The organism is Flagellimonas eckloniae (assembly GCF_001413955.1).
In the GTDB taxonomy this organism is placed as follows: Bacteria; Bacteroidota; Bacteroidia; order Flavobacteriales; family Flavobacteriaceae; genus Flagellimonas; species Flagellimonas eckloniae.
The window spans coordinates 1,962,851-1,981,498 of the sequence record NZ_LCTZ01000002.1 but is presented as its reverse complement, the minus strand read 5'-3'; the positions used below and the strand labels follow the sequence as shown (position 1 = coordinate 1,981,498).

Here is an 18,648-nt window from a genome sequence, read left to right as displayed (position 1 = left end):
TTTTGGATAGTATGCGAATAGTTTTGGCTATTTTTTTATGCTGTATGATTAAGGTCAATGCTCAGACCTATGAGATTGGTTTGTTTGCCGGTGGTGCGAATAATATTGGCGATGTAGGACGCACAAACTTCATTTTGCCATCAGGTCCAGCTTTTGGGGGGATTTTTAAATGGAACCAAAGCAAAAGATATGCATGGCGCGCAAGCGTAACATATGGTAGCTTTACAGCAGATGATTCAAAATCAAGCATGTCTTCTAGAAAACAGCGCGGATATGTAATGGACAATTCGGTTTTGGAAGCTTCCTTGGGTCTTGAATTTAACTTTGTTGAGTACAATTTACACAAGCTAGGACCTGCCTTTAGCCCTTATCTTTATACAGGCTTCACATATTTTAGATACGATTTTAATTATTTTGATGCCCTCCAGGTGCAGGATATTAACCAAAAAGAAGGTAGTTTTGCAATTCCAATGACGGTTGGGGCAAAGTATCGACTAAATCAATTTTTGATTCTTGGCGCTGAGATTGGAGCTCGGTATACATTTACGGACAATTTGGACGGAAGTAACCCCGAAGGTTCCAATTTTGAGCAGTTTAGGTTTGGAAATATTTTAAGCGATGACTGGTATGTCTTTTCAGGTTTTACATTAACGTATACCTTTGGACGTAAACCCTGCCAGGATTGTTTTGAATAAATGCACACATTAGAGGACGTAGACAAAAATAAACTTCCAAAGCATGTAGCTGTTATCATGGATGGTAACGGTAGATGGGCCAAACAACGCGGTAAACTCAGGGTTTTTGGTCATCAAAATGGAGTAGAGGCGGTTAGAAAGACTGTTGAGAACTGCGCAAAACTGCAAATAGGATTCTTAACGTTATACGCTTTTTCCACAGAAAACTGGAATCGCCCCAAAATAGAGGTTGAAACTTTAATGAAACTTTTGGTTGCTTCATTACGGAAAGAATTGGACACTCTCAACAAAAATAATATCCAATTAAACGCAATTGGAAATATTAATTCCTTACCACCCAAAGCCCAAAAAGAACTTGCCGAAGTTATTTCAAAAACATCCAAAAATACGGGTATGACCCTTACGTTGGCGTTAAGCTACGGATCCAGGGAAGAGATAAAAACTGCTGTTAGGGAGATTAGTCTCAAAGTTAAAAATAATATAATTTCACCTGAAAACATTGATGAAGCCGTTATAAATACTCATCTTTACACGCATTTTTTACCAGATGTGGATTTGCTTATTCGTACCAGTGGGGAACATAGGATAAGCAATTTTTTACTTTGGCAAATAGCATACGCCGAATTATATTTTATTGATGTATTTTGGCCTGATTTTAGTGAACATCATTTGGTAGAAGCAATATTGAATTACCAAAATAGAGAACGACGATTTGGAAAAACTAGCGAACAACTCAACTAAGGAAACAAAAAATTCCACCCTATTATACTTAAAATTACTCCTCTTTACCTTTCTAACTGCCGGTCAAAGTTTCGCTCAGGAGACTTCTTTTGAGAATGGAAAAACTTATATTCTAGGAGGATTAACTGTTACAGGGCTTCAAAGTTATAACGAGCAAACCGTTAAAACATATACTGGGCTTCGTGAAGGACAACCCATTAAGATACCGGGGGACGAAATAAGTTCTATCATTAAAAAATTATGGAGTCTGGAATTGTTCAGCGATGTTGAATTTTACTATACAAAAATAGAGGGCGACAAAATATTTTTGGAATTAAGTATTTTGGAACGTCCAACACTTTCAAATGTCACGGTTTATGGTGTTAAGAAACGAAAGGTGGAAGATATCCTTACAGATACCGACCTTAAAAAAGGAAAGAAAATAACTGAGAGTTTAATCGCCAACACTAAAAATTACCTTCAGAATAAATATAAAAAACAAGGGTATTTAAATGCAAATGTTAATATAGCCACGGCTGCAGATACATCTGGAACCAATACCCAGAGTATGGTTATCAATGTAAAAAAGGGCGATAAGGTAAAAGTTAAGGATATTGTTTTTACGGGTAATGATAAACTTTCGGGCAAACGACTACAAAAGGCCCTGAAGAAAACCAAAAAGAAAAAGATATACCGTTTTTGGAAAAAGTCGAAATATATTGAAGCAGATTATAAGGAAGATCTCTCGAATTTGGTGGATACGTATGCGGAGCGTGGCTATAGAGATGCGCGTGTCCTATCGGATACCTTTGTAAAGGTTGATGAAAACAACATTGAATTAAGAATTAATGTTGAAGAAGGGGACAAATATTATTTTGGAGATATAAATTTTGTTGGAAACACGGTATACACGGACCGACAGTTGGGCCAAATACTTGGTATTCGCAAGGGATCTACATATAATGGTGTACTTCTAAAAAAGAGGGTGGCAGATGATTCAAAACCTGATGGACAGGATTTGACCAATGCGTATCAAAACAATGGCTACCTGTTTTCATCCATTAATCCGGTGGAAATTTCAGCAGCAAATGACACCATCAATTTTGAGATACGTATCATAGAAGGGAAGGAAACTTTTCTAAACCATGTTACGGTAGCAGGAAACGATAAGACCAATGACCATGTAATTTTTAGGGAATTACGCACTAGACCCGGTCAAAAATATAGCAAGGACAATATTGTGCGAAGTATCAGGGAATTGGGGCAGTTAGGCTTTTTTGATGCAGAACAGATTGTGCCTGATATCCAAAACCCAGATCCAAATGCTGGTACAGTTGATATTGCATATAGCTTGGTTGAGTCTGGTTCAAGTCAAATTGAGCTACAAGGTGGCTTTGGTGGCGGTGGATTTATAGGAACTTTGGGATTATCCTTTAGTAATTTTTCTCTAAAAAATATTTTTAATGGAGAGGCATATAAACCGGTTCCAATGGGAGATGGGCAAACATTTGCACTTCGGCTACAAGCAAGTAGAACCTTTCGTGTTTACAGCTTAAATTTTTCTGAACCTTGGTTAGGTGGTAGAAAGCCGGTAAGATTTAATCTTTCACTTTCAAGAACACAACAGTTTTCTACAACATTTGGTACAGATGGAAGATTGGATGTGGATAAAGACCGTGGGTTCTCGATAACTGGGGTCTCTGCTGGTCTTGCAAAACGTGTGCAGTGGCCAGATGATTTCTTTACTATTTCTCACTCATTGAGCTACCAGTTATATGATTTTAATGATTTCAATAATGGCCTTTTCAATTTTGGTAACGGAAGTTCTAATTCGTTGAGCTATACTTTTGGAATAACAAGAAGTTCGCAGGGACCAAGTAGAATTTTCCCAATGACAGGTTCTAATTTTGAACTTACTGCAAAATTCACTCCGCCATACTCACTTTTTAGTAAAAAAGACTTCAAACAGATTAAGGAGGATATCGACACTACAACTGAAAGGCTTTTTGAGATTGGTACCAGCCCTACCAGTGTTGAGGAACAATTAGAGTTTTCTGAAAAAAGTGATGAACTTGAGAGATTGGAAGAAGAACGCTTTAAGTTGTTGGAATTTTATAAAGTAAAATTTAAGGGAGATTGGTATACAACCTTAGTGGATAAATTGGTTTTGAGAACTAATGCAGAATTCGGCTTTTTAGGAAGTTATAACAATGATATTGGAGATGTACCTTTTGAACGTTTCTTTGTAGGTGGAGATGGTTTAGGAAACTTTACTCTTGATGGAAGGGATATAGTTCAATTGCGGGGGTATGAAAACAGTTCCCTAACACCATACATAACAAATCCCATTACGGGAAGTTTGGAACAAGATGGTGGTACTATCTACAATAAATTTTCATTGGAACTGCGCTATCCACTTACGTTAAAACCATCTGCTTCTATTTATGGGCTTTCTTTTTTAGAAGCCGGTAATGCATTTAACAATTTTAATGAATATAATCCGTTTGAATTAAAAAGATCTGCCGGAGTGGGGCTACGTATATTTATGCCGGCATTTGGTCTCTTAGGTATTGATTTTGGTTACGGGTTCGATACGGACTTGGTACCTGGATCAGTTGGACCTAGCGGCTGGCAAACGCACTTCATCATCGGGCAACAGTTTTAACCAAAAGAAAATATAGCCTTTTCTCGATTTCTAAATAGCTCATTTTAAATGATTTCAGTATTTTGGCACGATATTTTCTATGTAAAAAAGCGGAGACAAAAATGAATATCAAAGTTCTTTTGTTAATAGTTGTTTTGGCGGTATCCAATTATACGTTCTCACAAAGAGGAGTACGTATAGGTTATGTGGACATGGAGTACATTCTGGAAAATGTGGAAGAATATAGGGATGCCACAGAGCAATTGAATACCAAGGCCGAAAAATGGAAAAAGGAAATTGAGCTAAAGTATAGCGCTGTTGAGCAAATGAAGAAAGATTTAATGGCGGAAAAAGTGCTATTAACTGATGAGTTGATTGCGGAACGTGAAGAAGAGATTCAGATTTTGGAAACCGAAATGATTGATTATCAACAGAGTCGTTTTGGCCCACAAGGAGATTTGGTGCTTCAAAAACAACGATTGATTCAGCCTATACAGGATCAAGTGTTCAACGAAGTCCAAAAAATAGGAGGAAATAAAAGATACGATTTTATTTTTGATAAATCAGCAGATGTTGTAATGTTGTACTCCGAAAAAAGACATGACATTAGTGACTTGGTTTTAAGAGAGATAGCTCGCACTAGAAAAGTGAGTAAATCTAACAAAAAGGAAAAACAACAAAGTCGCTTGGATAAATTTACTGAGGAAGAGTCTGAGGCCGATAAGGAGATAAGCGAAGCCCTGAAAGAGAGACAGGCAAATGCAGCGGATGCCAAAGAGGCCAAGACAAAGGAATTGGAAGATAAAAGAGCAGAGGCCTTAAGATTAAGGGAAGAAAGAAAGAAAGCGTACGAGGAGCGAAGAAAAAAATTATTGGAAGAGCGTGAAGCCAAGCGAAAGGCCAAATTGGAAGAGCGAGAAAAAACGCAGGAACAAGAGAAGGATTCAATACAACAATAATATTGAAACACTAACATTAACATTCAAAATAGTAACTTAGAATCATGAAAAATGTAAAGAAAATTGCTGTAGCATTAGTTTTATTTGTCGCTGCTACAAGTTTTGTAAATGCTCAGAGTAAAATTGCGCACATAAACGTTCAGCAATTATTGTCGGAAATGCCGGAGATGATAGCAGCTCAATCAGAATTAAAAAAATTGGAAGAAACCTATAGTGCCGATTTAAAAGGGTCAATGACCGAATTTCAAAATAAAGCAACTCAATATCAAAATGAATCTACCTCTAAATCTAGGGAAGAGAATGAAAAACGAGCTATAGAGTTGCAGGAAATCCAAAAAAATATTCAGAATGCAGAGCAGGCGGCAATGCAAGAAATGCAGAAAAAGCAACAAGCCCTGTTTGCACCAATTTCTGAAAAAGCAAAAGCTTCAATAGAAAAAGTTGCTGCTGCCCAAGGGGTTGATTATGTTATTGATGCTAGTCCAGGACTTAGTCTTATCGTGGCCAAGGGTCAGGATCTTTTGCCATTGGTAAAACAGGACCTAGGGTTCTAAAACTACATTAAAAAATATATTTTAAACCGTTTTCCAAAATTTTGGAAAACGGTTTTTTTGTTGCATTAATATTAGTGACTACTTTTGAACATGCAGCAGCCTATTGGCATTTTTGATTCAGGAGTGGGAGGAACCTCCATTTGGAAAGAAATCCAAAAAATGCTCCCCAATGAGGACGTAATTTATCTGGCAGACAGTAAAAATGCACCATATGGGACAAAACCGAAGGAAGAAATACTTCGGTTGAGTATTAAGAATACTGAACTCCTACTTGAAAAAGCCTGTAAATTGATTGTGGTAGCGTGTAATACGGCTACAACAAACGCCATTGATTATTTAAGAACCACTTATGAAGTTCCATTTGTTGGCATAGAACCAGCAATTAAACCTGCCGCCTTGAAGACAAAAACAAAGAAGGTAGGGGTTTTGGCCACCAAAGGAACATTGTCGAGCAGTCTTTTCCATAATACTTCCAAATTGCATGCATCCGGTATTGAAGTCATTGAACGGGAGGGTACAGGCTTGGTTGATTTGATTGAGAGTGGACAAGTAGATTCGACAGAAACTTACCTTTTGCTACAGAAGTATATTGCTCCAATGTTGGAGGCCGGAATTGATTGCTTGGTATTGGGCTGTACACATTATCCCTATTTAATACCCCAAATTAAAAAAATAGTCCCACCGAACTTAAATATTATAGACTCTGGAGAAGCGGTTGCTCGACAGACCAGAGCAGTGTTGGAGCAACAAAACCTAGTGGCCATATCACGAAAAAGTCCTTCAGAACATCAGTTTTACACGAACAGGGAACTCGAAATATTGGAGAGTTTTGTGAAGGGACCAAATATCAAAACGGACTTTATTGTTTTTTAGCGAACAGTTGATATTCTATCACAATACATATAAAACCGGTCACTTATTCTTTTATCCAAACCCTCCCATTAGTATTTGTACTCGTATTAAATGTAGGGAACCATACTGCCCCATTGTGAATGGCAAAATCGGTGCTAACAGCACTGGGAAAACCTTCTTGTAAAGGGACGCTATTGATTGACCAGCTAATGCCGTCTGTGGTATAATAATCTGCTTCAAATGTAAGCATCCACATACGGTCGTCGAGCACAAAAACGCTTTGATTGGAACCAAAAGAGATGCCCGGTTGTGGCTCCGATTTTGTCCAGGTATTCCCATCTTTAGTCCACCACATTTCATTAAAATTGCTTCCATTTATCCTTCCGCCAATAACCCAAAGTTTGTTATCAAAAGCCACAAGATTGTGCCAATACTCTACTTCAAAGGACATCATTGTGGTATTGGCAATACTCCAATTCACGCCATCCTCACTTACCCATACATTCGTATTAATATCAAAAACTGCCGGGTCTGTAGTATTTCCACCAATGATCCAGAGTTTATCGTCATAGGCAACCACCTCATGATTATATAGTTCAGGGAGGCCGCCATCGGTTGTTTCCTGTACCCAGTTGACACCATCAGTACTGGACCAGATATCTTTTCTAAAGATAACACCGTCTACCCATCCTCCTATAACCCAGAGCTTGTCTTTAAAAACTACCGAGGCATGCAGCAATCTGGGTGTAAAGGATGTGCTGTTGGTGACGTCGGTCCAATTCACCCCGTCAGTGCTCTGCCAAACCACTTCATTACGCGCAAGACTGTTACCTAATCCACCGCCCAAAACCAAAAAATTTCCATTAAAATACTCCGTGGTTTGATACCATACTTCACCAAAAGAAGCATTAGTTGTGAGGTTCTCCCCTGCAAGCATGTTACGGGTAGTAAAACTAAAGGTACCGCTAGATGTAGTACCGCCCTTACCGTCGTTAGCTATCACCCGCCATTGGTATTCTTTTGTAAGTTCCAGGCGCTGCTCTGGTTGATAGGAAGAGGAGGTGATATTACTTTCTACCAAAGTGGATCCATCTTCGGTATCCATATATACTTCGTATGTAATCTCATCTCCGTCGGCGTCTGTAGATGCTTGCCAAGTGAAGACAGGTAGACGATCTACCCCAGTACTGCCATTTGCCACCGACAATAAATTAAAGCCTTCCGGTGGAGTGTTTACGTCAACCTGGGTCCCATTATCGTCACTGCCACAACTGGTAATAAGCGTCAGACTAAAAAGTAGTATCGTTGATTTATGAAATAGGTTTTTCATGCGCTTGAATTTATAGGACTAAGGTATCGTGACTATAAAATGCATGCTAAAACCCTAGTGCCATTTCATAACACCATAGTTTCGAATGTCCTGTATTCCAGAAAATGATATTGGTTTTTGGAAAATAAAGAAGGGAGGTTTACTGAAGTTCTTTTAAAAGATTTGAATCACAAACGTGCCTTGATAGGGTTTTGTTTCATCAATAGTATAATCTTTTTGTATAGGTCATATAGGTAAAATCAAACGCATGCTTGTCATCTTTGGGATGGTACTCTTCCTTGACCAGATTCCAAGACGCATCAATTTCTGGAAAAAAAGTATCAGCTTCAAAGGATGAATGAACCCTAGTCAACTCAATATCCGTTGCAAATTCCATGGCTTGTTTATAAATTTCACCACCTCCAATAATAAAAGAACGTGCATCAGTAGCCGCATGTTCCAAAGCCTCGGGTAAAGAATGCACCACTATACAAGGAAATTTTGGCACATATTCCCTATCCCTTGTAATTACGATATGTTCCCTGTTGGGCAACGCCTTTGGAAAACTTTCAAGGGTTTTTCTCCCCATAATAATTTTATGTCCAGTTGTTAATGCCTTAAACCGCTTAAAATCGTCGGGTAGATGCCATGGAAGATCATTGTTAATTCCTAGTGCATTATTTTCAGCTGCCGCAGCTATAATTATCAATTGACGCACTAATCTTTTTTTTTATTGATTTTGGAAAGCGGGAAATCCGTTTCAATTTCTTTTTGAATTTCGGCAATACGCTCTTTTTGTCTAGCGACTAATATTTCGCGTTGTTTCCGCTCCCAACCTTGCCCCATAAACTTATGAGTGATGAAAACATTGAATGCATGTATAACAAACAAAAAAGCCCAAAATGTAATGCCCCAGACAAACCAATCATAACCCTCCCCATATTTTAGGATTTTGTTGATTAGAATCAAGAAAACACTTCCAATCAGAAAAATCACAAAATGGGAAAAAAGTCTTTTTTTCTGCTTAATCCGTTTTTGAGCATTCTCCAACAACTCATGTTGTTCTATATCTACCGTTTTTTTCTTCTTCTTTAAGGATAACATTGAATGGCTATCTTTAACAGCAAATATAAATGAATTAGCATCAAACTCATTTAAATGCAAAAATTGAGAAACAAATTTCCCGTCCTAAAACAATGCATTTATGCAAATACCGCAGTTACAGGATTGTTAAGCGAGGATTTGATGGAATGGAGGCAAGAACATGATTTAGATTATTTGATTGGTGGGAGCCATATGAAAGGGAAGAGTTTTGAAGAAACCCCACAGATCAATGCTACTGTTGGAAGGTTTTTTAATTGCAAGGCCGAAAATGTGGCTTTGGTACCCAATTTTACTCTGGGGTTGAATATGTTATTGGAGGGGTTGCCCAAAAACCAAACTATATTACTTCTTAAAACGGATTACCCCTCATTGAATTGGTCTTTTGAAACCAGGGGCTTCACATTGGACTATTTGGAAATCGATGCAAACCTTGAAGCTCGGATTTATGATAAAATAAAAGCGGGAAGCATTGATGTTTTGGCACTTAGTCTTGTACAATGGATCAATGGCATCAAAATAGATCTGGATTTTTTAAAACGTTTAAAAAACGAATTTGAAGATCTTATAATTATTGTCGACGGCACTCAGTTTTGTGGAACATCGCAATTCAATTTTCAGGATTCTGGAATCGATATTTTGGGTGCGAGCGCCTACAAATGGCTTTTGTCAGGTTACGGAAATGGTTTTGTTCTGGTCAAGGAAGAGGTTAAAAAGCGATTTCAACTTAAATCCATTGGGAACGGCTCGGTGAATAGGGACATTACAAAAAGGAATGCCATTCCTTTTTGTAAACATTTGGAACCGGGACATTTGGACAGTTTAAATTTTGGGAGTCTTAAGTTTTCCTTGGATTTTTTACACAATATAGGTATTGAGCATATTTCCAATCAAATACAGACACTATCGCAGAAGGCCAAAACCGGTTTTTCTGCATTGGGATTATTAGAGGACCAGGTATCAAACCGGAGCATACACAGCACTATCTTTAATATTAAGGGAGATCAACGATTGTTTGAAAAATTAAGCAATGAAAATGTGGTCTGTTCGCAACGTGGAGCTGGTATACGGTTAAGTTTCCATTTCTATAATACAGAGAGTGAGATTGATACAATTTTGAGCATACTCAAAGCTTAGATGACAAATATCATTTTTTTTGAAAAATAAGCTGCTAATTTTGCAAAGATAATCCTATTGTTAGGAGCATTTTATCAATATGATAAATCGAACGTAACTTGTTGTAAGTAAGTGGTTTTATCTATTGTTTTGTAATTAATTTCAATAAGAAAAATCAAAGTGTCATGGCAATTAAAAAACAATACCTGAAAAGTAAGCCAGTTTGCAAGGTAACCTTCTCTGTACCTGCTGACGAAGCAAAAAAAGTTGCCGTTGTTGGTGATTTCAACAACTGGAACCCTAAAGGAAGTAAATTAAAAAAGCTGAAAAATGGAACATTTAAAGGTACTTTTGAGTTTCCAAATGAAAACAGTTACGAGTTCAGATATTTAGTGGACGGTAACTACATCAACGATGCCGAAGCAGATCGTTTTCAATGGAACGATTATGCAGGTACGGAAAATGCGGTACTTGAAGTATGAAGCTTAAAGGTCATCATTGAAATTCTATTTTTCAATGGTGACCCCTTTCCAAAAAGCTATTCTTCCCTTTATATTTCTGGCTAGTTCACTTGTTTCTGGGTAATACCAAGCAGCGTCAATATTTTCCTTTCCATCTACTTCTAGGCTATAATATGAAGCAATGCCTTTCCACGGACAAGTCGTATGTGTGTCACTAGCTTTAAAATACTCTTTTTTTATGCTTTCTTCGGGAAAATAATGGTTGTTTTCAACCATAACAGTTTCATTACTTTCAGCAATGACTGTATTGTTCCATATTGCTTTCATAAATTATTTTTTAAATATATAGTTTTTGTATTGCTGCTCTTTATCTGAAAATACCTCAGTAATTGTAAGCCCTGCTTCCTTAGCCAACCACTCCACAGTATCATCATCATATTTTTGAGAGATTTCCGTGTGAATTGTTTCCCAGGCATTAAAACGTATTTCAAGTTTTAAGCTTTCAATTTGAACCATTTGTTCTTCCTTGGAAACCAAATAGCTTTTGGCAGTGCCAGTTTCTGGATCATATACCTCCCAATGCATAAATAGGTCCAAATCAAAGTTGCCGCCCATTTCTTTGTTGATACGAGTTAAAATATTCTTATTAAAAGCCTCGGTTATTCCTGTTTTGTCATTATAGGCATCCAAAATAGCTTGGGGATGTTTTTTTTGATCGAATCCCATGAAAATTAAATCCCCTGGATTAATGGAATCCCTCATGTCTCTTAAGAATTGAACAGCTTGGGCATGCTTTAGATTTCCAATATTGGAACCCAAAAAAAGAATGATTTTTTTTCTATCATTTGCATTTCCAATATCCCTTAACGTATCAACATAGGTACCCTGTATGGTATTGACTTCTACCTTTGGAATTTCCTTTCTTATTGAATTCTCCAATTGATTCAACGCGTTTTGACTAATATCTATTGGTCTGTAGTCAAAAGAAATATTGTTTTTCACAAAGTGACGAAGCAATACTTTTGTCTTTTTACCGTCTCCGGCTCCAAGTTCATATAAACTAAAAGGTTCTCCCGATTTTGAAAACAATGTAGCAATGTTCTCTTTTTCTTTATCAAGGATAGCGAATTCACAATCAGTTAGGTAATATTCGGGCATAGCCATGATGTCCTGAAAGAGTTTATCACCTATTTCATCATAAAAATATTTGGAAGATAAATGTTTCGGATATGTAGTTAATCCTTCGTAGACTTCTTGCTCAAAAACTGAGGTAAAAGTTGAGATATTGGTATTTTGCATATGGTATATGTCGCGATTATTTGGCTAACCTTAATCCGGTGAATTGCCATCTTAGTTGTGGATGGAAAAAATTTCTATAGGTATGCCGCGTATGTTTTATAGGGGTAGCTACAGAGCCTCCCCTTAGCACTTTTTGACTCACCATAAATTTACCATTGTACTCTCCCAAGGCTCCATCCACTTTTTTGTAATTAGGGTAGGGGAGATAAGCACTCTCAGTCCATTCCCATCGTTTACCCCAAGGAAAGAAAGTCTGTGCAGCTTCCCATTCAAACTCTGTTGGTAGGCGATGTCCTTTCCATTGTGCATAAGCAAAAGCTTCAAAATATGAGATATGGGTTAAAGGGGCTTCTCCCTTCACTTTTTGAAGTCCTTTAGCGGTGTAATTATGCCATTCATTATCAATTTTATGCCAATATAAAGGTGCAGAAATCTGATTTTGGTTCACCCAATCCCATCCTTCCGCGTGCCAGATATCAAAACGTTGATAACCTCCTGCTTCCATAAATTCAATGTATTCCCCATTGGTCACCAATTTGTTGGAAATTTCATAGGAATGAAGATATACTTTGTGTCTTTCCAATTCATTGTCATAACAAAAATCATTGGAATTATGTCCAATTTCATAAACACCTTCATCAATCGTAATCCAGTCTTTTTGATGGGTTTCAATAGGGTGGTCTATAAATGCTGTGGAATATGCGGGCAAAAGAGGATTGTTTCCAAGAATAAATTTGATGTCCGTCAATAACAGTTCCTGATGCTGTTTTTCGTGATGGATGCCTATTTCCAAAAGGGCATTGATTTCTTCATTTTGATTGGTTTCAAAAAGCTTTTTGATTCCCTCAGTCACATAATTTCGATACTCATATACCTTTTTTACGGATGGTCTAGATAGATTTCCCCTGTCAGAACGGACAACTCGTTTTCCAACCGTTTCATAGTAACTATTAAAAACAAAAGAGAAGTCCTCATCAAACAAAACATAATTTTCGACATGTGGTTTTAGGATAAATTCCTCAAAAAACCAGGTAGTATGTCCCAAATGCCATTTGGGAGGACTTACATCCACTACTGGCTGTACTACATAGTCCTCAATTTCTAGGGGTTGACAGATATCTTCGGAGTGTTTTCGGGTTTCCAGAAAGAAATCAACCACGGAATCGGTAAGAATCATAAACAGGTTTTACTCCTTAAAGATAGCGAAAAATGGACTAGTTCACTGCATATACAGGAAGGCTAAAACTAAATGAAGTGCCCTCATTGGGCTTGCTCAAAACTTTGATGCTACTGTCATGAATCTCCATTATTTTCTTTACAATGGCCAACCCTAATCCAGTTCCCTCTTTTTCTTGACCTGCCTTAGTTTGGCGATAGCGCTCAAAAATCAGAGCCTGATTGTCCTTTTTTATTCCAGGTCCAGAATCCTGGATTGTAACTTCAACATGATCGTTTTCAGCTTCAATTTTTACGATAACCTCACCACCTTCAGGAGTAAATTTTAGGGCATTGTCCATTAAGTTTTGAATGGCTCTTTCCACAAGGGAGATATCGGCAAAAACCAGAGGAATACTTTCGTTCATGGAAAGTTTTAGATCAATGTTCTTCTGTTCTGCCAATAACGAATAATTTCTATGGATGTCGTTTGCCAGTTCACTGATCAAAAAGGGTTCTTTTTCAGGTTGGATCTGGTTGGCCTCAAGTTTTGAATATTCAAAGAGCTGTGAAACCAGTTTGGATAGTCGTTCACTGCTTCGGGACACCGTTTTTAAATATGCTGCACGTTCCTTAGCAGAAAGCTCAGCATCTTTCATATGCAATGTTTCAATATAGCCCTGTATTATGGATAAAGGTGTTCTAAGATCATGCGAAATATTGGCAATGAGTTCCTGACGCAATAATTCAATGGATTTTATTTTTTCAATATCCGATAAGATGGTATCTGCCATACTATTATACGTACTTGCAACATTGGCCAAATCTGTTTTTTCAGCATTTTCAATTCGGTATTGGAGATCTCCCTGTTGAAAACGTTTTGCGGCATAAATGATTTTCCGAAGGCTACGGGTGAGGTACCAAATGGCTAGTACTCCCAAAAGCGTTGCAAAAATTAGCGTTAATAATGAACCTCCAAGGCCCAAACGCATAAAATAACTTTGAAATAAATCGCTCCGTGTTGCCAAAAAATCTTCACCGGCCAAAACAATATATACGTAGCCTTCATTACCATCTTGGTTAAAACGGGCTGCGGAAAAAATAGTCTGTTTTGTCAAATCCTTTGGATCGTCTCCCAAAGTATAGTTTGCTCCCTTCTCATCAATAAATTTCTTAATGGGTTGAAGGTTAATCTTTTTCTCTTTTGTTTCTGGGGCATCATGATCTAGTACCACTGAATATTGCACACTACCGGAGTTATCCAAAAGATAGACCTCTATGGCACGGTTTACGGCCATCATATCATGCATAATATCCCCAAAAAGAGGCTTGTTTACATTTCCCGTAGAATCAAAAGGATGCGTGTTCTTAAATTTTTCATCGATAAGATCCTGTGCAAGATTGGCATGTAACCGCTGTGTGGTCTCGTAAAAATACTTATTGGATAGATATATGGAGGTAATGGTATACCCTATGCCGGCAAGTAATAAAATGGCGAGGAAGGAGAGGGTAAGTTTAAGAATGAATCTGGTAGAAAGGATGTTGTTTTTCATTTGTTTGCTTTGTTCAAGTTTCCCTAAGTTCCTCATTAAATTTATAGCCCACACCCCATGTGGTCAGAATAAATTTTGGATTGCTCATATCCGGTTCAATTTTTGATCGCAAGCGATTGATATGTGAGTTCACCGTATGCTCATACCCTTGAAAATCATAGCCCCAGATCATGTTCAACAATTTGGTACGGTCATAGCTCTTACCGGGGTTGGAGGATAAAAGGACCAGAAGTTCAAATTCTTTGGGTGAAAGTTCAATTTTTTTGCCGTCCAAAAGCACTTTGCGCATATCAATATCAATGGAAAGGATATCAAACTGCATCAATTTTGGGTTCTTTTCAGAAGAAGGGGAAGCAACATCCATTTTTTGCCTTCTAAAAATCGCTTTTACCCGGGCAATAAATTCTCTAACGCTAAATGGCTTGGTCAGGTAATCATCAGCACCAACTTCCAGTCCCAATACCTTATCTATTTCTTCTGATCGCGCCGTAAGCATCATAATGGGAGACTTAATTTCTTGTGCTCGTATCTTTTGGCAGATTTCAATGCCGTCCATTTCTGGGAGCATTACATCAAGAATAATAAGATCAGGTTTTTCGCTGATGGCTTTTCTCAATCCAATATCACCCCTATTGGCCGTGATAACCAGGCAGCCCAAATCTTTCAGATGTATTTCTAAAAGTCGGATAATCTCAATATCATCCTCAACAATTAAGACTCTCTTCATATATATACAACGAATTAAAATGTAAAGTATCACGGAAAGTTCACCGTTTCCTATAAAATTTATAATGGATACTGCTTAAAAAGTCTGGTTTTTGGACAAATCTTTACAAAAAGACATCATTTTTAATTTAAATAATTGATTGTCAGTATATAAGAAATTTTGATTTTTACGTGATACTTCTGCAACAACTTCCTTCTTCTTTTGCCATGTAATATAAAAAACACGAAAATGAGTAACTTAAAATTATTCGCACTACTATTGGGCATGTTAGTAATATTGATCTCTTGTGATGATGATTCTGATGATGGCCCGGTGACCTTGGAGGCCGGAACCCTATCTGGCGGACCTTTTACATTTACTGTTGATGGAATTCCGGATATGGTCAGTGGAATTACCATTGACAATAGTAACCGGGTTGGGAGTAATTCAACCTATGTGATTACAGATGATTCAGGGAATATTTTAGGACTTCCACCCAGTTTAGACGCCGTTGAAGGTGTTGATTTTGATGAGGCTGGAGCTGGAATATGCCTTATTTGGTATCTGGTTTATGAAGACGGTCTTGCCGGTTTGGAAGTGGGTATGAACACCAGTGACTTCTCCGGGGATTATGATCTTTCCAACTCCATTACGGTTACTAGAAATGGATTGAATGCTGGAATGTTATCTGGTGGTCCTTACAACTTTACAGTGGATGGTATACCCGATATGGTGAGTAGTATTGTCTTGGATGACTCATCACTCAATGGTGATGCACAGACTTATGTGATTACAGATGACCAAAAGAATATTTTGGGTATTCCCCCAACGTTGGAAGCTGTTGAAGGTGTAGATTTTGATGGTGCAGGTGTAGGTTCCTGTTACATTTATCACCTTACATATTCAACAGGTTTGGGAGGTCTTGCAATGGGAGGAAATCTTGATGATTTAACCGGAGAGTTCGCGTTATCAAACTTTGTTGTGGTCAACAGGAATGCATTGGATGCAGGGGCAATTTCTGGTGGGCCATTCACTTTTACGGTTGATGGAACCCCAGATATGGTCAGTGGAATTACCTTGGATGACACCAATTTGACAGGTTCAAAACAAGGTTGGGTAATCACAGATGACCAGAACAATATTTTAGGCTTGCCTCCAACAATAGATGCGGTTGAGGGTGTAGATTTTGATGGAGCTGGAACAGGTGTTTGTCTAATATGGCACATAACCTACGAAGAAGGACTTACAGGATTGACGGGTGGTAACAACGTATCCGATTTGGTTGGTTTCTATGCGCTCTCTAATTCCATTACCGTTACTAGAGAAGGTCTTGATGCCGGGGCCATTGCAGGAGGACCTTTTACTTTTACCGTTGATGGAACTCCAGATATGGTCAGTGGAATTACTTTGGATGATACCAATTTAACAGGTTCAAAGCAAGGATGGGTAATCACAGATGATCAGAACAATATTTTAGGCTTGCCTCCAACAATAGATGCGGTTGAGGGTGTGGATTTTGATGGAGCTGGAACAGGTGTTTGTCTAATATGGCACATAACTTACGAAGAAGGACTTACGGGATTGACTGGGGGTAACAACGTATCTGATTTAGATGGTTTTTATGCCCTTTCCAATTCCATTACCGTAACTCGGGAAGGATTAAATGCCGGAGCACTTTCAGGAGGACCTTTTACTTTTACGGTTGATGGAACCCCAGATATGGTAAGCGGGATTACATTGGATGCTACCGGACTTACCGGCACTAACCAAACCTATGTAATTACTGATGATGCAAATAATATTTTAGGAGTACCACCAACTTTGGATGCGGTTGAGGGTGTAGATTTTGATGGAGCCGGTACCGGAGTTTGCTTGATTTGGCACCTAACCTATGAAGATGGTCTAACTGGCCTTGAAATGGGGAAAAATGTGTCTGATTTTGATGGATTCTACGGACTCTCTAATCCTATTACAGTGACAAGAAACTAGTTTGAAAAAGAAAATTTGTTTACTAGTCACGGGCACCCAAGCGAAAGCTTGGGTGTTTTTTTGTTCTTGAAATTATAGTTTCAATATGATGTGGAAGACAACCAAATTTATGGTAGTCATGGTTAACCGTGTTTTTTTCTAATTTCATCAATAATATTCTGCTTAAATTCCGGGTTTTCAACAAATTCCTTTTCAAATTTTTCAAATGCTTCTTCTTTTATCCCATTTTTTATTGCGGATTCTTTCCAATGCATTAATGTGAGGGTTTCACTCTTCGCAAATTCCAATAAAGATTTTAAGGTTAGATTCATTTTATTTCGGCCAAATCTATCTTCAAAACATTTAAGCATTAATGGAGCCAAGATATATCTATATTTTTCATCAATCTCATCTCTATTTTCAATTTTATTTAAAGGAATAAAACTATCATTCTCAATATTCTTTATCTGCTTAAGTAAAACTTGTTTTAGGAATTCTTTTCCGCATAAATCCTCAGCTACATTGTATGAGAGATATTCGGCAAACGATTCTAACCAAAACCAACTTAATTTACCGGACATCACATTGTTTCCAAAATAGTTATGGCCAAACTCATGTCCAAAATATCTATAGTAGTCATTTAAAAAGTTTCCGTTGTCATCTAATAGTTTATCAAAATTCAAGCCTGTAAAAGCAAAAGTAGGGTAGGTATTAAACCCCCAGCTGCTCCCTTCTCTACGTTTATTAATGGCTTTATGATTGATTAAATAAATCTTATCTGTGAATTCTAAACCTAAATTTTTGGAAAGTATAGACTTTATGTTTGCTGTATTATTAAAGACTTTTTCCGATGTTTCCTTTGATACATCTGTGTTAAGAATATAATCCCCGTTGCTTTCAATAAAACTATATGTGCCTGCAAACAATAACAAGGGGTGTGCTTTTCTTGAAACAAACCGAGAAGTTTCTCCTTTTTTTGGAGCGTTTCCATTAACAAAAATGGTATTGCCGCCCTTAATGGTAATGGTCAAATCATAAGTGTAACTATTTAAAATTCTATCATTGGCGGCATCATAAATAACGGGGTACCATTTGGTTTGCTCACTGGCCCTAAGGGTTTGATTATTAATGGCGATCATGCCTTTATAATCAAATTTGTTGAAGTCATTCGAGTAAACCGGAAAAGCGCCTCTATATGTCACATTAAATTTTGAAGGAATAGTTGATGTTGAGTCATTTTTAAAGGTATAGGCTATGGCCTCTCCCTTGATTTTACCATTATAATACCCTTCATAGTTGATTAACTCATTCTCACTGTCTTTAAAATATTTAACATTCATTCCCTTATTTAGTAAAATGGAATAATCACTTAACTTGGGGATGTTGGCCAGATTAAAATTGCAGCTAAATAAACCTGAATTCATATTGATTTCGACGTTTCCTTCAATATGAATCTGTGCAGGTACTGTATTAAAACATAGTAGAGCGCAAATAAAAGCGAATATGGCAAAGTTGTTTTTTTTCATAAATCAGTTGTGTTAATTACCTTTTTATAT

The 18,648-nt window shown here is 37.5% G+C and carries 18 protein-coding genes; 9 read left to right on the top strand and 9 right to left on the bottom strand.

Annotation, left to right across the window (positions count from 1 at the left end):
* The first annotated feature begins 11 nt into the window (after positions 1-11).
* The 6 genes from porG (at position 12) to murI (ending at position 6,445) form a co-directional block, all read left to right on the top strand.
* Positions 12-695, top strand: a complete 684-nt coding sequence (porG, locus tag AAY42_RS08445; RefSeq protein ID WP_055394187.1) for a type IX secretion system protein PorG — start codon at positions 12-14, stop codon at positions 693-695.
* Positions 696-1,436, top strand: a complete 741-nt coding sequence (locus AAY42_RS08440) for an isoprenyl transferase (RefSeq protein WP_055394185.1) — start codon at positions 696-698, stop codon at positions 1,434-1,436. It begins immediately after the preceding gene.
* A complete protein-coding gene (locus AAY42_RS08435) occupies positions 1,408-4,080 on the top strand; it encodes a BamA/OMP85 family outer membrane protein (RefSeq protein WP_055394183.1) in 2,673 nt (890 codons plus the stop codon). Before AAY42_RS08440 ends, AAY42_RS08435 begins: the two co-directional genes overlap by 29 nt.
* A gap of 101 nt (positions 4,081-4,181) precedes the next feature.
* Entirely contained in the window at positions 4,182-5,018 is an 837-nt protein-coding gene (locus tag AAY42_RS08430) for an OmpH/Skp family outer membrane protein (RefSeq protein WP_055394181.1), read from the top strand.
* A gap of 44 nt (positions 5,019-5,062) precedes the next feature.
* Positions 5,063-5,572, top strand: coding sequence for an OmpH/Skp family outer membrane protein (locus tag AAY42_RS08425; RefSeq protein ID WP_055394179.1), 510 nt, complete (start codon positions 5,063-5,065; stop codon positions 5,570-5,572).
* Between the two features lie 90 nt (positions 5,573-5,662).
* On the top strand, positions 5,663-6,445 hold the full coding sequence (gene murI, locus AAY42_RS08420; protein ID WP_055394177.1) for a glutamate racemase: 783 nt from the start codon (positions 5,663-5,665) through the stop codon (positions 6,443-6,445).
* Between the two features lie 43 nt (positions 6,446-6,488).
* Here murI and AAY42_RS08415 read toward each other — a convergent pair whose 3' ends face one another.
* The 3 genes from AAY42_RS08415 to AAY42_RS08405 all read right to left on the bottom strand — a co-directional run bounded on the left by AAY42_RS08415 (position 6,489) and on the right by AAY42_RS08405 (position 8,837).
* Positions 6,489-7,754, bottom strand: a complete 1,266-nt coding sequence (locus tag AAY42_RS08415; RefSeq protein ID WP_055394173.1) for a Kelch repeat-containing protein — start codon at positions 7,752-7,754, stop codon at positions 6,489-6,491.
* Positions 7,755-7,953: 199 nt separating this feature from the next.
* A complete protein-coding gene (locus AAY42_RS08410) occupies positions 7,954-8,451 on the bottom strand; it encodes a dihydrofolate reductase (protein WP_055394171.1) in 498 nt (165 codons plus the stop codon).
* Positions 8,451-8,837 carry a 2TM domain-containing protein gene (locus AAY42_RS08405; RefSeq protein WP_055397788.1) on the bottom strand — a complete coding sequence of 129 codons (387 nt, stop codon included), beginning with the start codon at positions 8,835-8,837 and terminating at the stop codon, positions 8,451-8,453. Before AAY42_RS08405 ends, AAY42_RS08410 begins: the two co-directional genes overlap by 1 nt.
* A gap of 54 nt (positions 8,838-8,891) precedes the next feature.
* Here AAY42_RS08405 and AAY42_RS08400 point away from each other — a divergent pair, with 54 nt between their 5' ends.
* Both AAY42_RS08400 and AAY42_RS08395 read left to right on the top strand, forming a co-directional pair.
* Positions 8,892-9,971 (top strand): aminotransferase class V-fold PLP-dependent enzyme, encoded by a 1,080-nt coding sequence (locus AAY42_RS08400; protein ID WP_055394169.1) that lies wholly within the window; start codon positions 8,892-8,894, stop codon positions 9,969-9,971.
* 164 nt (positions 9,972-10,135) lie between these two features.
* Positions 10,136-10,432, top strand: coding sequence for an isoamylase early set domain-containing protein (locus AAY42_RS08395; protein WP_055394167.1), 297 nt, complete (start codon positions 10,136-10,138; stop codon positions 10,430-10,432).
* A 24-nt stretch (positions 10,433-10,456) separates the two neighbouring features.
* On the opposite strand, the gene AAY42_RS08390 is transcribed toward AAY42_RS08395, so the two are convergent.
* From AAY42_RS08390 to AAY42_RS08370, 5 genes are read right to left on the bottom strand one after another with little or no spacing between them, the layout of a single operon-like run.
* Complete coding sequence (locus AAY42_RS08390; protein WP_055394165.1) at positions 10,457-10,738, bottom strand: DUF427 domain-containing protein; 282 nt, start codon at positions 10,736-10,738, stop codon at positions 10,457-10,459.
* 3 nt (positions 10,739-10,741) lie between these two features.
* On the bottom strand, positions 10,742-11,710 hold the full coding sequence (egtD, locus tag AAY42_RS08385; RefSeq protein WP_055394163.1) for an L-histidine N(alpha)-methyltransferase: 969 nt from the start codon (positions 11,708-11,710) through the stop codon (positions 10,742-10,744).
* Between the two features lie 16 nt (positions 11,711-11,726).
* A complete protein-coding gene (gene egtB / locus AAY42_RS08380) occupies positions 11,727-12,887 on the bottom strand; it encodes an ergothioneine biosynthesis protein EgtB (protein WP_055394161.1) in 1,161 nt (386 codons plus the stop codon).
* Positions 12,888-12,924: 37 nt separating this feature from the next.
* Positions 12,925-14,418: a sensor histidine kinase gene (locus tag AAY42_RS08375; RefSeq protein WP_055397786.1), complete on the bottom strand. Its 1,494-nt coding sequence runs from the start codon at positions 14,416-14,418 to the stop codon at positions 12,925-12,927.
* Between the two features lie 13 nt (positions 14,419-14,431).
* Complete coding sequence (locus tag AAY42_RS08370) at positions 14,432-15,145, bottom strand: response regulator transcription factor (RefSeq protein ID WP_055394159.1); 714 nt, start codon at positions 15,143-15,145, stop codon at positions 14,432-14,434.
* Between the two features lie 228 nt (positions 15,146-15,373).
* On the opposite strand from AAY42_RS08370, the gene AAY42_RS08365 reads away from it, so the two are divergent.
* Entirely contained in the window at positions 15,374-17,113 is a 1,740-nt protein-coding gene (locus AAY42_RS08365) for a hypothetical protein (protein ID WP_245625604.1), read from the top strand.
* 122 nt (positions 17,114-17,235) lie between these two features.
* On the opposite strand, the gene AAY42_RS08360 is transcribed toward AAY42_RS08365, so the two are convergent.
* Positions 17,236-18,618 carry a M1 aminopeptidase family protein gene (locus AAY42_RS08360; protein WP_055394157.1) on the bottom strand — a complete coding sequence of 461 codons (1,383 nt, stop codon included), beginning with the start codon at positions 18,616-18,618 and terminating at the stop codon, positions 17,236-17,238.
* Positions 18,619-18,648: the final 30 nt, after the last annotated feature.

Bases quoted from the DNA above. Each gene is read 5' to 3' on its own strand.
- porG (WP_055394187.1), top strand. From the start codon at position 12: ATGCGAATAGTTTTGGCTATTTTTTTATGCTGTATGATTAAGGTCAAT.
- AAY42_RS08370 (WP_055394159.1), bottom strand. From the start codon at position 15,145: ATGAAGAGAGTCTTAATTGTTGAGGATGATATTGAGATTATCCGACTT.
- AAY42_RS08395 (WP_055394167.1), top strand. From the start codon at position 10,136: ATGGCAATTAAAAAACAATACCTGAAAAGTAAGCCAGTTTGCAAGGTA.
- AAY42_RS08405 (WP_055397788.1), bottom strand. From the start codon at position 8,837: ATGTTATCCTTAAAGAAGAAGAAAAAAACGGTAGATATAGAACAACAT.
- egtB (WP_055394161.1), bottom strand. From the start codon at position 12,887: ATGATTCTTACCGATTCCGTGGTTGATTTCTTTCTGGAAACCCGAAAA.
- AAY42_RS08360 (WP_055394157.1), bottom strand. From the start codon at position 18,618: ATGAAAAAAAACAACTTTGCCATATTCGCTTTTATTTGCGCTCTACTA.
- AAY42_RS08365 (WP_245625604.1), top strand. From the start codon at position 15,374: ATGAGTAACTTAAAATTATTCGCACTACTATTGGGCATGTTAGTAATA.
- egtD (WP_055394163.1), bottom strand. From the start codon at position 11,710: ATGCAAAATACCAATATCTCAACTTTTACCTCAGTTTTTGAGCAAGAA.
- AAY42_RS08415 (WP_055394173.1), bottom strand. From the start codon at position 7,754: ATGAAAAACCTATTTCATAAATCAACGATACTACTTTTTAGTCTGACG.
- AAY42_RS08425 (WP_055394179.1), top strand. From the start codon at position 5,063: ATGAAAAATGTAAAGAAAATTGCTGTAGCATTAGTTTTATTTGTCGCT.
- AAY42_RS08430 (WP_055394181.1), top strand. From the start codon at position 4,182: ATGAATATCAAAGTTCTTTTGTTAATAGTTGTTTTGGCGGTATCCAAT.
- AAY42_RS08400 (WP_055394169.1), top strand. From the start codon at position 8,892: ATGCAAAAATTGAGAAACAAATTTCCCGTCCTAAAACAATGCATTTAT.
- AAY42_RS08375 (WP_055397786.1), bottom strand. From the start codon at position 14,418: ATGAAAAACAACATCCTTTCTACCAGATTCATTCTTAAACTTACCCTC.
- AAY42_RS08390 (WP_055394165.1), bottom strand. From the start codon at position 10,738: ATGAAAGCAATATGGAACAATACAGTCATTGCTGAAAGTAATGAAACT.
- AAY42_RS08440 (WP_055394185.1), top strand. From the start codon at position 696: ATGCACACATTAGAGGACGTAGACAAAAATAAACTTCCAAAGCATGTA.
- murI (WP_055394177.1), top strand. From the start codon at position 5,663: ATGCAGCAGCCTATTGGCATTTTTGATTCAGGAGTGGGAGGAACCTCC.